This window comes from Diaphorobacter sp. HDW4A (genome assembly GCF_011305995.1).
Taxonomy (GTDB): Bacteria; Pseudomonadota; Gammaproteobacteria; order Burkholderiales; family Burkholderiaceae_C; genus Diaphorobacter_A.
In genome coordinates this window covers 3,161,922-3,176,164 of sequence record NZ_CP049910.1, presented here as the reverse complement: position 1 = coordinate 3,176,164, position 14,243 = coordinate 3,161,922, and the positions used below count along the sequence as shown (strand labels likewise).

The following is a 14,243-nucleotide window of genomic DNA, read 5'->3' as shown; positions in this document are numbered from 1 at the left end:
TCCAACAGACAAGGAATGACAAGTTGAAGCAGAGCGTGGCACTGGCTGACGTGGCGTTGGTTGCGACAGGTGCGGACAGGCATCCGGTCGCGACCGTGGATGGCGGCGTCATCACGCATGCGGACTGGCTGCGCATGGTGCGCGGCTGGCAGGCAGCGTTTGCGCGCGTGGCGGGCGACGAGGTGGGCTTTTATTTTGAGGACACGTTGGCGTTTTCCGCAGCGCTCTGGGGCGCGTGGCATGCGGGCAAGACGCCGGTGTTGCTCAGCGACGTACAGCCCTCGACGCTGGCGCAACTCCTGCCCACGGTGAGCGCCACGGCGGGGCTGTTGCCGGGTGCGCTCGAAGCTTTGGAGCCGCGTGAAGAAAGCGCGTTGCAGCCCTTCGACATGCAGACGGCGCGTCTCGTTCTGTTCACCTCCGGGTCGACCGGCAGGCCTGAGCGTATCGTCAAGAAGGTCGTGCAGCTCGATGCCGAGGTGCACAACCTGCAGGCGGCATTCGGCGGCGCGCTGGATGTGGATGCGCTGCAGGTGCTTGCCACCGTGTCGCATCAGCATATCTATGGACTGTTGTTTCGAGTGCTCTGGCCGCTGTCGGCGGGGCGCGGGATCGGAACGCGCTTTGCGCGCTATCCCGAAGATGTGTTGCAGCAGCTTGCAGAGGCCGGGAGCAGCGTGCTGATCTCTAGCCCGGCCATGCTGAGCCGACTGCCAGAGCATCTGCCCTGGGGCGATGCGCGCACGCGGCTCAAGGCGGTTTTCTCGTCGGGCGGACCACTCGCGGTACAGGGCGCTGAACTCGCGCTCGCCACGCTTGGGTGCTCACCGACCGAGGTCTTCGGCAGTTCTGAGACCGGCGGTATCGCATGGCGCAGGCGGGCGGAGCATGGCGATGTCTGGCAGACACTGCCGGGCATTGAAGTGCGTTTGAACGACGGCGGGCTGCTCGCGGTGCGCTCCGGTCATCTCGACGATCCTGCAAGCTGGTGGGAAACGGCGGACCGCGCCGAGCCGCTGAACGGCGGGGCGAGCTTTGTGTTGCTAGGCCGCGCCGACCGCATCGTGAAAATCGCGGAAAAGCGAGTCTCACTCACCGCGATGGAGCAGCGCCTGCAGGCCCACGAACATGTGAAGCTCGCACGCGCCGTGCTCATCGAGCGTGCGAACCTGCCTACCCGCGTGGGCATGGTGCTGGAGTTGAGCGAGGCCGGTTGGCAGGCGCTGTTTGCGCGCGGCCGCCAGGCCATGGGCCATGCTCTGCGTGACTGGCTGGCCGATGTCGTCGAGCGCGTGGCGCTGCCGCGCAACTGGCGCTACGTGGTGCGCATGCCGATGAACGAACAGAGCAAGATCACGCAGCAAAGCCTGCTGGCCCTGTTCGATCCGTTGATGCCGCCGCCGCAATGGGTGAGCCGCAGCGAGCTGGAGGCCCATGTGCAACTGAAGGTGGTGCCCGAGCTGCGTGTGCTCGACGGGCACTTCCCGCAGGCCAAGCTGATTCCGGGTGTCGCGCAGCTGCACTGGGCGGTGACGCTCGCGCGGCAGGCGTTCGACATTCCGGGGGTCTATGCGCGTGCCGAGGTTGTGAAGTTCCAGCAACCGATTCTGCCGGGCGACACCGTCGAGGTGCAGCTCAAGCGGATTCCCGAAAAGGATGCGATCCAGTTTGCATTCACCTCCCGCCGCGGCGCACATGCCAGCGGTCGTCTGCTCAAAGGTGCATGAACCATGGCGCATTCCATCGTCACCATCATTCCCGTCTACAACCACCCGGACACCATGGACGCCATGCTGCGCGGCGTGCTGGCGGCGGGCCTCGACTGCATCATGGTCGATGACGGCTCCGACGCGAACTGCGCGCGCGTGCTCGACGAACTGGCTGTGAAATACGCACCGCGCGTCGAACTGCTGCGCCTGGCCGTCAATGAGGGCAAGGGCGGCGCGATGATCGCGGGCATGCGCCATGCTCAGCAACGCGGCTTTACGCACGTGGTGCAGATCGACGCCGACGGACAGCATGCGACCGGTGACATTGCGGCCTTCGCCGAGTCCTCGCGCCAGCATCCCGATGCCATGATTTGCGGCGCACCGATCTACGACGAGAGCGTGCCCAAGGCGCGGCTCTATGGCCGTTATGCAACCCACATCTGGGTGTGGATCAACACGCTGTCGCTCGACATCCGCGACTCAATGTGCGGCTTTCGCGTCTACCCGCTCGCGGACGCGCTGCGCGCCGTGGACAGCGCCTGCATCGGCAAGCGCATGGAGTTCGATCCGGAGATCCTCGTGCGCATGCACTGGCATGGCGTGCCGTTCGTGAACCAGCTCACGCGCGTGACCTATCCGCAGGACGGGCTCTCGCATTTCCGCGTGCTGCGCGACAACGTGCTGATCTCCAAAATGCACGCGCGCCTGTTCGCGGGCATGCTGCTGCGCAGCCCCGTGCTGCTGGCGCGAAAGCTCACCGGACGGCGGCGCAGCGGGGCGCTCACATGAGTTCATCGATGCACGGCGCGAACGATCGTTCATCCGCCAACGAATCTGCTGCCACCACGCACTGGGCGCAGATCGGCGAGAGCACGTTCGTGGCGGGCATGTGGCTGCTGTTTCATGTGCACCGGGTGCTGGGGCGCTGGCCGTTTCTGCTGTGCCTTTATCCGGTGGTCACCTATTACTGGCTCAGCAAGCCGATTGCGCGGCGCTCGTCGCTCGAGTATTTGCAGCGCATGCAGCAGGCGCATGGCTTGTGGAAATCTACGCCGGGCTGGCGGCAGAGCCTGCAGCACTTCCGCATGTTCGCGCAGGTCATCCTCGACAAGATGCTGGCGATTTCGGGCAGCTATCCTGCGTCGCGTGTGGACTTCATGGGCCATGAGGCGATTCTCGCGCTTATCGCGCGCGAGCAGGGAGGCGTGTTCGTCACCGCGCACATGGGCTGCATTGAGCTATGCCAGGTGCTGGCCGAGCAGCGCAAGGGACTGCGCCTGAACGTGCTGGTTCACACCAAGCATGCCGAGCAGTTCAACCGCGTGCTGCGCCGCTTGGCGCCCGAGAGCAAGGTGTGCTTTCTGCAGGTGACCGAGTTCAATGCGGCGACTGCGATGATGCTGTCCGAGCGCGTGGCACAGGGCGAGTTCATTGCGATTGCGGGTGACCGCGTGCCGGTGCAAAAGAGCAAGACCACATCGGCTCAGTTTCTGGGCCACGAGGCGGCGTTTCCGAGCGGCCCCTATGTGATCGCCGCGCTGCTCAAGTGCCCGCTGTTTCTCATGACCTGCACGCACACGGCTAATGGAAATGGCGATGGCTACGCGCTGCGCATCGCCGAGCTGGCCGCGCAGGTCGAGCTGCCGCGCGGACGGCGCGAGCAGGCGATGGCTCAATACGCGGGCATATACGCCAGCGCGGTCGAGGAACGCCTTGCGAAGGCACCGTTCGACTGGTTCAATTTTTTCCCTTTCTGGGCGCAGGCGGAGCGGGCCGACGACAAGGCTGCTGACGCTCCCGCACAACGATAGAAGATGACAGGCATGACACAGAACGCGACTCCGGCGCTCATCATTTTTGATGGCAGTCCGCTGCAGATCGAGCAGATCACGGCGATTGCACATCAGCGAGCCAAGGTGCAGCTCTCGCCCGATCCAGCGTTTCGCGAGCGCATCCAGCGCGGCGCGGATTTTCTCGACCGGCTGCTCAGCGAAGACGGCGTGGTCTATGGCGTGACGACTGGCTACGGCGACTCCTGCACGGTGGAGATTCCGCCCGAGCTGATCCCCGATTTGCCGCACCATCTCTATGCCTACCACGGCTGCGGCGCGGGCCGCATTCTGACCGATGTGGAGACGCGCGCCGTGCTGGCCTGTCGTCTCGCATCGCTCTCGCGCGGGCTCTCGGGTGTGAGCTGGGCGCTGCTCAAGCAGCTCGAGCATCTGATCACGAACGACATCCTGCCCTGCATTCCTGCCGAAGGCTCGGTGGGCGCGAGCGGCGATCTCACGCCGCTGTCGTATGTGGCGGCAGTGCTCTGTGGCGAGCGCGATGTGATGTGGCGCGGCCAGATCGTGCCCGCAGCGCAGGCGCTGGAACAGACCGGCGCGACGCCGCTGCGGCTGCGTCCCAAGGAGGGTCTGGCGCTGATGAACGGCACGGCGGTGATGACCGCGCTGGCCTGCCTTGCGTGGCAGCGCGCGGACTATGTAGGGCGCCTTGCGTGTCGCATCACGGCCGCCAACGTGGTCGGCATTGCGGGCAATGCGCACCACTTCGATGAGACGCTGTTCGCGGCCAAGCCGCATCCGGGCCAGCAGCGCGCGGCTGCACGCATTCGCGGCGATCTGGTGGCCGAGGCGCCGCTGCGCAATTCGCACCGCCTGCAGGACCGCTATTCGCTGCGCTGCGCGCCGCATGTGATCGGCGTGCTCGAAGACGCGCTGCCGTTTCTGCGCCAGCTGATCGAGGGCGAACTCAACTCGGCCAACGACAACCCATTGATCGAACCCGATCAGGAGCGCGTGCTCCACGGCGGTCATTTCTACGGCGGACATGTCGCGCTTGCCATGGACACGCTCAAGAACACGATTGCCAACGTGGCAGATCTGCTGGATCGCCAGCTCGCGCTGCTGGTCGACACGCGCTACAGCCAGGGCCTGCCGTCCAACCTGTCGGCCGCGCAGGGCCGCACGCAGGCCATCAACCACGGTTTGAAAGCGCTGCAGATCAGCGCATCGGCGTGGACGGCGGAGGCCCTCAAGCAGACCATGCCCGCGTCGGTTTTCTCGCGCTCGACCGAGTGCCACAACCAGGACAAGGTGAGCATGGGCACGATTGCTGCGCGCGATGCGCTGCGGGTGCTCGAACTCACCGAGCAGGTCATCGCCGCGATGCTGATTGCCGCGCGCCAGGCCGTGCCGCTGCGTGAGCGCATCCAGCCCGATGTGCCGATTGGCGAAGAGATGCGTGCGTGGATCGCCGACCTCGCCGAACGCATTGCGCTGGTCGAAGTGGACCGCGCGCTCGACAAGGATCTGCAGCGACTGCTCGCCGACATCCGCGCCCAAGCCTGGAGCCTGTATGTCGACTGAAAAAGAACTCGCGTCGCGCGAGCGCCTGTCCTGCGAGATCGAAGTCACGCCCGCGTTCTACGACATCGACGTGATGGAGATCGTCTACCACGGCAACTATGTGCGCTTTCTCGAATTGGCACGCAGCGCGCTGCTCGCCAAGTTCAACTACGACTACCCACGCATGCGCGATTCGGGCTTTGGCTGGCCGGTGGTGGACATGCGCCTCAAGTACGTGCGGCCCGCGACCTTCGGGCAGAAGCTCAAGATCCGCTCGACCATCACCGAATGGGAAAACCGCCTGCGCATCGACTACGTGATCAGCGATGCGGAGACCGGTCAGAAGATCAACACGGCCTACACGATCCAGGTGGCGGTGGATATGCAGACGCGCGAGATGTGCTTTGTCTGCCCGCCGGTGCTGTGGGAACGACTGGGGGTGCAGCCATGAAGTCATTCGTGAAGACAAGTGTGGTGTGGGCAGCGCTGCTGGCTGTGGTGCCCGCCGCGTTCGCTGAAAAGCCCGGACCTGCTGCGGCGAAAGATCAGGTTACGCAAGACCTGCTCGACAAGGTCAAGCAACAGCTCAAGGACGCGCCGGTGGTGCGCGGCAAATTCGAGCAGGAAAAAAGCATCAAGGGCTTCAAGCAGCCGCTGCGTTCCTCCGGCGAGTTCGTGGTGGCGAAGAACAAGGGCATCGTCTGGCATGTGCTCAAGCCGTTCGAATCGACGTTGATCGTCAAGCCCGACAGCCTGCAGTCGCGTCGCGGTGATGGCGAGGTGAGCATGCAGATGCGCGCCGAGGACGAGCCCGTGCTGCGCACCGTGAACGCGATGCTGTTTGCCGTGATGTCGGCTGATCTGGTGCAGCTGCGCCAGTTCTTCGAGGTGTCCGGCAAGGCACAGGCCAGCGGTTGGCAGATGCATCTCGTGCCGCGCGACCCGATGCTCGCGCAGTGGCTGGCCTCGGTCGATCTGCAGGGCGGGGCCTTTGTTCGCGAAGTGAAGCTGCAGGAGGCGCGCGGTGACAGCAGCGTCATCCGTATTCAGGATGCGACTGCCGAGCAGGCATTGCGCGATGTCGATGTCGCGTTGTTCCGTTGATGGATTGAATAGAACTGAATGACGCGCGCCTCTCACGACCTGGCAAAGATGGAACGCCCCGCAGGCAGGCTTTGGCGCGTGGCTGCGCTGGCCTGGGTGCTGGTGGTGCTCGCGGTGTGCGTGCACCAGTTCCAGTTCTGGAGAGAGGGGCGTATCGACACCGATGTGCTTGCGCTCCTGCCGCTCAACGAGCAGGCGCCCGATGTGTCGATGGCGACGCAGCAGCTCTCTGAACAGATGCAGCGCCAGATCGTGGTGCTGCTCGGCACGCCGCAATGGGACGAGACGCGCGCGGCGGCGCAGACCTTCCGCGCCGCCTTGAAGACGCAGACGGCGGCGCATCTCAAGGAAGAGGCGATTGCGCGCGAATCGTCGATGCAGTCGGCGCTCGCTTTCTACCAGCCGTGGCGCGCGAACCTGCTTGCGAATCAGCAGCGTGACGAGCTTGCCAAGGCCAGCGATGAAAGTCTGGTGCAGCGCGCGCTGCAGGATCTTTATCAACCGGCGACGCAGGCGCGGCTGACCGATTGGGTGAATGATCCGCTAGGGCTGTGGACACAGTGGTGGTCGGCGCGCGCGGCGCAGAGCCAGGCGCGGCCGCGCGATTCCGAACTGTGGGTCGCGGCCGAGGGCAAGCAGTGGGCGGTGATGCAGTACGCGCTCGATGGATCGGCCTTCAGCCTGTCGGGCAACCCGGTGATCGGCTCGGCGATGGAGCATGCCTTGGGCGAGGTGCGCAAGCAGTCGCCAGATGCCAAGCTCATCATGGCCGGTGTGCCGCTGCATGCCGAAGCCGCTGCGGTACAGGCCAGTGGAGAGATCAACGTGATTGGCTGGGGCTCGCTTGCGGGCGTGCTGGTGCTCGCGTGGATCGCGTTTCGCTCGTTGAGACCGGTGCTGCTGGTGGGCACCTCACTGCTGATCGGCTGCGCGGTGGCGCTCAGCGTGACGGATCTGGTTTTCGGCAAGGTGCATCTGCTGACGCTGGTGTTCGGCGCGAGTCTGGTCGGCGTGGCCGAGGACTATGGGATTCACTATTTCGCATCGCGTCAGGGTGCGCCGGACCGTAAGCCACATGCACTGATGCGCGGCCTGCTGCCCGCATTGTGGCTAGCGCTTGGTACGAGTGCGATTGCCTACATCGCGCTCGGCATGGCGGCGTTTCCAGGGCTGCGGCAGATGGCGCTGTTTTCGGTGGTGGGCCTCGCGGCTGCGATGCTGACGGTGATCTGCTGGTTCCCGTGGCTGGATCGCGGCCGCGTGCCGCAGAGCCGCGCGGCGCTCTCCATCGGCAAGACGCTTGGCTGGTGGCCGCGCTGGCGCGGGGCGCTGCCATGGTCGATTGCGCTGTGTGCGCTGGCGCTGCTGTGGATCGCCCGAGGCCATCTGCTCAACCACATGGACGACGTGCGTCAGTTGCAGAACAGTTCGCCGAGTTTGATTGCGCAGCAGATGCAGGTTGGGCAGATGCTCGGCCTGCCGAGCCCGGCTCAGTTCTATCTGGTCAAGGGCGCGAATGCCGAAGAGGTGCTGCAGCGCGAAGAAACGCTCAAGCAGCGGCTCGATGCGCTGGTCGTGACCAAGGAACTCACGGGCTACAGCGCCGTGTCCGACTGGGTGCCTTCGGCGCAGACGCAGGCGCACAATGCGGCGCTGGTGCGGCATGCGAACAAGGTGGTGCTCGACGGTGTGAACGCGCAACTGGGCGAATCGTTCGCACCCGAAACTTCCGCTGCTGCAGGTCCGCTCACGGTGCAGGCATGGCTAGCACAGCCGATCTCGGCCGCCGCCAGGCCGCTGTGGCTGGGTGAGCGGGAGGGCGTATTCCGCAGCATGGTGATGTTGCGCGGCGTGCGCGGGCAGGCGGCGTTGCCCGCGCTGTCAGCCGCTGCAGAGGGTCTGGACGGCGTGACCTGGGTGGACAAGCCCGCCGAGATTTCCGGGCTGCTCAAGCGCTACCGCATCTCGATGACCGAACTGCTTGCGCTCGGCCATGTCCTGGTGCTCGCGGCGCTGTGCATCCGCTTTGGCCGCAGCGCTTGGCGTGCGTGGCTGCCGACGGTGCTGGCCAGCCTCGCGGTCGTCATCATTCTGTCGCTGATGGGCGAGCCTTGGCAGCTCTTCAACGTGCTCGCGCTGATGCTGCTGCTCGGCGTGGGCATCGATTACGGCATCTATCTGCAGGAGCACGAGGACGATCCCCAGGCCTGGCTCGCGGTCGTCATCGGCGCGGGCAGCACCTGGCTGTCGTTCGGGCTGCTCGGCCTGTCGCAGACGCCAGCGCTGCGCGCATTTGGCGTCACGCTGATGATCGGCCTGCCCATCGTGCTGCTGCTCGCGCCCTTGTTTCGTGCCGTGCGCGATGGCGCCACGCAGGCCTCTGCGGCTACAGTCTCGAATTCAATAGAGGGCACCTCGCCCAAAACCAAAGAGAAAGCGTGAGGGTAGTTATGGACAACGTCAAGGTCGAACAGACTGAAATCCTGATCATCGGCGCGGGGCCTTCGGGTGCCGTGGCGGCGGGGCTGCTGCGCAAGCAGGGGCGCAAGGTGCTGATCCTCGAGAAGGAAACCTTTCCGCGTTTCTCGATCGGCGAAAGCCTGCTGCCGCAAAGCATGCAGTACATCGAAGAAGCCGGCATGCTGCAGGACGTGGTGGAGGCGGGTTTTCAGTACAAGAACGGCGCGGCCTTCGCCAAGGGCGCGCAGGCCACGGCTTTTGATTTCCGCGACAAGTTCTCCAAGGGCTGGGGCACGACCTACCAGGTGCAGCGCGGCGATTTCGACAAGGTGCTGGCCGATGCTGCCGAGAAGGCGGGCGCGGAGATCCGTTATCGCCACGTGGTGACAGCCGTCGACGTGAGCGGTGAGCAGCCGGTGGTGCGCGTGCGGTCGGAGCAGGGCGAGGAATACACGGTGACGGCGCGTTATCTGCTCGACGCCAGCGGCTTTGCGCGCATTCTGCCGCGCATGCTGGATCTGGAGCGGCCGTCGGATTTTCCGGTGCGCGGCGCGCTGTTCACCCACGTCGAGGACCGCATTGCTCTCGGCGAGATGGACCGCCAGAAGATTCTGATCAGCGTGCATCCCGAGCACCACGACGTGTGGTTCTGGACCATTCCGTTCTCCAACGGCCGCTGCTCACAGGGCGTGGTCGGCACGCCCGAATATCTGTCGCAATACAAGGGTACCGAAGTGGAACGCCTGCGCGCGATCATTGCCGAGACGCCGTCGCTCTCGCATGTGCTGCGCAACGCGGTGTGGGACACACCGGGCCGCACGCTCACGGGCTATTCGGCAAACGTGACGTCGCTCTGGGGCAAGAACTTTGCGCTGCTGGGCAACGCAGGCGAGTTCCTCGATCCGGTGTTCTCGAGCGGCGTGACGATTGCGGTGAAGTCGGCAAGCCTTGCCGCAAAGTGCATCGCGCGCGCATGGAACGGCGAGGCCGTCGATTGGCAAGCCGACTACGCGGTACCGCTGCAGGCGGGCGTGAATACCTTCCGCGCGTTCGTGTCGGGCTGGTATGAGGGGGGCTTTCAGGACGTGATCTTCCACGAGCGCCACAGCCCGGAAATCCGCCGCATGATCTCGTCGATCCTCGCGGGCTATGCGTGGGACAAGGCCAACCCCTATGTGGCCGAACCGCAGCGTCGCCTCAACGTGTTGCGCGAACTCTGCCAGCAGCAGGTCAAAGAGGCGGTTGCGTGACCTTGCCAAAGACCTGCTTGGTGCGCGCGCCGTGGCTCACTGGCATTGCGCTTGCCGCCTTGCTGGCGGGCTGCACATCCGTGCCGCGCCAGCAGGTCGATGCCGAGTCTGCGGGCCAAGTGGGCTCTCCATGGCTGGCGCTGGCTCCGTCCGCGCTGGGCTGCGCCGCAGCGGTGCAGCAGCGCCTGACGGTGCAGCCGCCGGGGCAGTCGGCCAAGGAGTTGGATGCGCTGCTGGAGGTCGATGCGGGCAGCATGCGGTTGGCGATTCTGAATCTTGGCCAGATGGTCGGCACGCTGGATTGGAATGGCACCAAGCTCGACCCGCAGCTCTCGCGCTGGTGGCCTGCGGTGCTCAAGCCCGAGCAGGTGCTGAGCGACGTGCAACTCGCGTTCTGGCCCGAGGCGGAGATCTCGCGCGCTTTGCCCGCACAATGGACGCTTGTCGCGACACCAAATGAGCGCGTGCTGAAATACGCGGGAGCGCAGCGGGTGAAGGTGCGCTATCTCGATGCGAACGCGCTCGAGGTGGTCTACCAGCAGGGCAACTGGTCGCTGCGCATCGACACGCCGGGCGGTGCCGATCTCTGTAGCAACAAGGCGGGGCAGTGATGAAGATGGAGCGACCTCCCGTTTATCTGAATGCCGTCTCGGCGATCAGTGCGCTGGGCGCAAGTGCCGAGCAGATGCGCGCGCGGCTGTTTGCCGATGCCGATCCGCAGACGCTGCGCGTGACCGAGCAGTATTCGCCGGGCCGTGCGTTGGCGTTGGGCTGTCTGCCGAGCGACATCGCGCTGCCCGCGCTCGACTTTACCGCGCTCGCGCAACGCTCGCGCAACAATGCGCTGGCCTGGGCGACGATGCAGCCGCTCAAGCCGCAGATCGATGCGCTGATCGAGCGCTTCTCTGCCGAGCGCGTGGCGCTGATCGTGGGCACGAGCACGGGCGGGCTTGACGAGGGTATTCTCGCGGCCGATGCGTATCGACACGCGGGTGCGTTTCCCGAGGGCTTTGACTACACGGTGCAGGAGCTGGGCGATGTGGCCGGGTTTCTCGCCAAACATCTGGGCATCAGGGGGCCAGTGCATGCGACGTCGACAGCCTGCTCGTCAGGAGCCAAGGCACTCGCGAGCGGCGCGCGGTTGCTGGTCAGTGGCATGGTCGATGTGGTGATCGCGGGGGGGGTGGATGCGCTGAGCGCGTTCACTGTGGCGGGGTTCAGCGCGCTCGAGGCGGTGTCCGCCGAGCGCTGCAATCCGCTGTCAGCGAACCGCTGCGGCATCAATCTCGGCGAGGCGGCAGCCTTTTTCGTGATGACGCGCGAGAGCGGGCCGGTGCGGCTCGCGGGATGGGGCGAGAGCCAGGATGCGCACCACATGTCCGCGCCCGATCCGACGGGGCGCGGTGCGATCTCTGCCATGCAGCAGGCGCTGGATCGCGCGGGCATGCAGGCCGCCGATATTGACTACGTGAATCTGCACGGCACGGCTACGCCGCACAATGATGCGATGGAGAGCCTAGCCGTGCATGCGCTGTTCGGTATGGGTGCGGCGGCCAGTTCGACCAAGCCGCTGACCGGCCATGCGCTGGCCGCGGCCGGTGCGCTGGAAGCGGCGATCTGCTGGCATGTGCTGCACGACAATCCGCTGGGCAAGCTGCCCGCGCATTGCTGGGATGGCGCGGCCGATGCGAGCCTGCCCCTGCTGCAGATTGTGGGGCCGCAGACGGCACTGGGCCGCAGCGCGAGGGCGGTGCTCAGCAACTCTTTTGCATTTGGCGGCAGCAACTGTGCCTTGCTGTTTGCGGCTGGTTGAAACGGAATGGATGAGGTTGACGAGTTGGTGATGAAGGAATTTTTGCCCATCGAGAACTACGTGCCCCATCGCGGTGCGATGCTGCTGCTCGACCGTTTGCTGGATGCTGATGCGGAAAGCGCCGTGGCCGAGGTGACGGTGCCGCGCGACGGTCTCTATCTGCAGGACGAAGGAATGCCAGCGTGGGTTGGGCTGGAATACATGGCCCAGACCGTGGCGGCCTGGGCCGGGTGGCGTGCGTTGCAGGCGGGGCAGCAGGTCAAGCTTGGCTTTTTGCTAGGCACGCGCAAGTACGATGCCAGCGCCGACTTCTTCGCGCCGGACACCGTTCTCACGGTGAGTGTGCAATGCGAGCTGATGGGCGATAACGGGTTGGGCATGTTTGACTGCACAATCCGAGCCGATGAGGAGGTGCGAGCCACGGCGCGCATCTCGGTCTACGAACCCGAAGATGGCGGCGCCTACGTGCAGGCGCTGCAAAACACAGAGAGCTGATGACAGGAATGACGACTGAATCGACCACCAAGGGGACCGTTCTGGTGACCGGATCCAGCCGGGGCATAGGCCGGGCGATTGCGCTGCGTCTGGCGCGCGATGGTCACGACATCGTCGTGCATTGCCGCAGCGGCGTGGAGCACGCCAGGGAAGTCGTGGCCGCCATCGAGGCGCTGGGCCGCAGTGCGCGCGTGTTGCAGTTCGACGTGGCGGACCGCGCGGCCAGCGCAGCGGCGCTTGAAGCCGACATGGAGCAGCACGGCGCCTACTACGGCGTGGTCTGCAATGCGGGTATCGCGCGTGACAACGCCTTTCCCGCGATGAGTGGCGAGGAGTGGGATGCCGTGGTGCACACCAATCTCGATGCGTTCTACAACGTGCTGCATCCCGTCGTCATGCCCATGGTGCGCAGGCGCAAGCCGGGGCGCATCGTCACGCTGGCATCGGTGTCGGCGCTGATGGGCAATCGCGGGCAGACCAATTACAGTGCGGCCAAGGCCGGGGTGATCGCGGCGACCAAGTCGCTGGCCATCGAGCTGGCCAAGCGCAACATCACGGTCAACTGCGTGGCACCTGGCCTGATCGACACCGAGATGGTGAGCGAGGAAGTGCTGGAGCATGCGATGGACATGATCCCGATGCGTCGCATGGGATCGGTGGAGGAAGTCGCTGCTGTGGTGTCGTTTCTCATGGGGCAGGATGCGTCTTATGTGACGCGTCAGGTCATTTCCGTCAACGGAGGAATGCTGGGATGAGCGCCTTGAACAGCAATCACAATGGCAAACGCCGCGTCGTGGTGACCGGCATCGGAGCGCTGAGCCCGCTGGGCCACGATTGGGCTACCGTGCGCGCACAGTTGCATAGCGGCAAGAACGTGATCCGCGCGATGCACGAGTGGAAGGACATCGAGGGCCTGAACACACAACTGGGCTGCACCGTTCCTGCTTTCGATCTGCCTGCACACTACAACCGCAAAACCATGCGCAGCATGGGCCGAGTGGCGTTGATGGGCACACGCGTGAGCGAGATCGCGCTCGAGAACGCAGGGCTGCTGAACGACCCGCTGGTCAAGAGCGGCAAGATGGGCGTGGCCTACGGCTCGTCCGCAGGCACGCCTGCCGCCATTGGTGACTTTGGCCGGATGATTGCCGACAAGACGACCGAAGGCATCAATGCCAATACTTACATCAAGATGATGTCGCACACGGCGGCTGTCAACATCGCCGTGTTTCTGGGCCTGACGGGTCGCGTGATCACTACCTCGAGCGCCTGCACATCGGGCAGCCAGGGCATCGGCTATGCGTTCGAGGCCATCCAGAGTGGCAAGCAGGTGGCCATGCTGGCGGGCGGCTCCGAAGAACTGGACGCGACGCAGGCAGCGGTCTTCGACACGCTGTTCGCCACCAGCGTGAAAAACGAGACGCCAGAACTCACGCCGCGCCCGTTCGACGCGGCGCGCGATGGTCTGGTGCTGGGCGAGGGCGCCTGCACTTTTGTGCTCGAAGAGCTGGAGCATGCCAAGGCACGCGGCGCGAACATCATCGCGGAGCTGATCGGATTCGGGACGAACTGCGACGGCACCCACGTCACGCATCCGAACTCGGCCACCATGGCGCAGGCCATGCAGATGGCGATTGAGGATGCGGGTATCTCGGCCACGGAAATCGGCTACGTGAACGCGCACGGCACGTCGACCGAACAGGGCGACATCGCCGAATCGGCTGCGACGTTCGAAGTGTTTGGCGATGGCGTTCCGGTCAGTACGCTCAAGGGTTTCATGGGGCATACGCTCGGTGCCTGCGGCGCACTTGAAGCCTGGATGACGCTGGAGATGATGCACGACGGCATGTTCGCGCAGAATGCCAACCTCACCCAGGTGGACGAGCGCTGCGCACCCATCGACTACATCGTGGGCGAGCCGCGTGCTGTGCAGACCAATGTGGTGATGACCAATAATTTTGCATTCGGTGGCATCAACACATCGTTGATCTTCAGGCGCTGGAAAAATTAGATGCTGCATGGCCTGCGGCAGGCCCGGCGTACCCTCCTCGAACCATTC

13 protein-coding genes are annotated in these 14,243 nt (G+C 64.9%); all 13 read left to right on the top strand.

The window, feature by feature from the left end; genetic code table 11:
• Nucleotides 1-23 precede the first annotated feature (23 nt).
• The 13 genes from G7047_RS14470 to G7047_RS14410 are packed head-to-tail and all read left to right on the top strand — an operon-like array spanning nt 24 to nt 14,195.
• Entirely contained in the window at nt 24-1,727 is a 1,704-nt protein-coding gene (locus G7047_RS14470; RefSeq protein ID WP_166306631.1) for an AMP-binding protein, read from the top strand.
• Between the two features lie 3 nt (nt 1,728-1,730).
• Nucleotides 1,731-2,498, top strand: coding sequence for a glycosyltransferase family 2 protein (locus G7047_RS14465; protein WP_166306628.1), 768 nt, complete (start codon nt 1,731-1,733; stop codon nt 2,496-2,498).
• Nucleotides 2,495-3,520, top strand: a complete 1,026-nt coding sequence (locus G7047_RS14460; RefSeq protein WP_240939497.1) for an acyltransferase — start codon at nt 2,495-2,497, stop codon at nt 3,518-3,520. The genes G7047_RS14465 and G7047_RS14460 overlap by 4 nt, the downstream gene beginning before the upstream one ends.
• Nucleotides 3,521-3,523: 3 nt before the next feature.
• Nucleotides 3,524-5,083 carry a histidine ammonia-lyase gene (hutH, locus tag G7047_RS14455; RefSeq protein WP_205904798.1) on the top strand — a complete coding sequence of 520 codons (1,560 nt, stop codon included), beginning with the start codon at nt 3,524-3,526 and terminating at the stop codon, nt 5,081-5,083.
• The gene (locus tag G7047_RS14450) at nt 5,073-5,513 is read left to right on the top strand and encodes a thioesterase family protein (protein WP_166306622.1); all 441 of its coding nucleotides are present in this window, start codon (nt 5,073-5,075) and stop codon (nt 5,511-5,513) included. Before hutH ends, G7047_RS14450 begins: the two co-directional genes overlap by 11 nt.
• The gene (locus tag G7047_RS14445) at nt 5,510-6,166 is read left to right on the top strand and encodes an outer membrane lipoprotein carrier protein LolA (RefSeq protein ID WP_166306619.1); all 657 of its coding nucleotides are present in this window, start codon (nt 5,510-5,512) and stop codon (nt 6,164-6,166) included. Before G7047_RS14450 ends, G7047_RS14445 begins: the two co-directional genes overlap by 4 nt.
• An 18-nt stretch (nt 6,167-6,184) precedes the next feature.
• Nucleotides 6,185-8,608 carry an MMPL family transporter gene (locus G7047_RS14440; RefSeq protein ID WP_240939496.1) on the top strand — a complete coding sequence of 808 codons (2,424 nt, stop codon included), beginning with the start codon at nt 6,185-6,187 and terminating at the stop codon, nt 8,606-8,608.
• Between the two features lie 8 nt (nt 8,609-8,616).
• Complete coding sequence (locus tag G7047_RS14435) at nt 8,617-9,876, top strand: NAD(P)/FAD-dependent oxidoreductase (protein ID WP_166306616.1); 1,260 nt, start codon at nt 8,617-8,619, stop codon at nt 9,874-9,876.
• Nucleotides 9,873-10,487, top strand: a complete 615-nt coding sequence (locus G7047_RS14430; protein ID WP_166306613.1) for a DUF3261 domain-containing protein — start codon at nt 9,873-9,875, stop codon at nt 10,485-10,487. Before G7047_RS14435 ends, G7047_RS14430 begins: the two co-directional genes overlap by 4 nt.
• A 5-nt stretch (nt 10,488-10,492) precedes the next feature.
• On the top strand, nt 10,493-11,689 hold the full coding sequence (locus G7047_RS14425) for a beta-ketoacyl-ACP synthase (RefSeq protein ID WP_166306610.1): 1,197 nt from the start codon (nt 10,493-10,495) through the stop codon (nt 11,687-11,689).
• Between the two features lie 6 nt (nt 11,690-11,695).
• On the top strand, nt 11,696-12,184 hold the full coding sequence (locus tag G7047_RS14420) for a hypothetical protein (RefSeq protein ID WP_205904796.1): 489 nt from the start codon (nt 11,696-11,698) through the stop codon (nt 12,182-12,184).
• Nucleotides 12,184-12,939: a 3-ketoacyl-ACP reductase FabG2 gene (locus G7047_RS14415; protein ID WP_371813874.1), complete on the top strand. Its 756-nt coding sequence runs from the start codon at nt 12,184-12,186 to the stop codon at nt 12,937-12,939. Before G7047_RS14420 ends, G7047_RS14415 begins: the two co-directional genes overlap by 1 nt.
• Entirely contained in the window at nt 12,936-14,195 is a 1,260-nt protein-coding gene (locus tag G7047_RS14410; protein ID WP_166306604.1) for a beta-ketoacyl-ACP synthase, read from the top strand. Before G7047_RS14415 ends, G7047_RS14410 begins: the two co-directional genes overlap by 4 nt.
• Nucleotides 14,196-14,243: the final 48 nt, after the last annotated feature.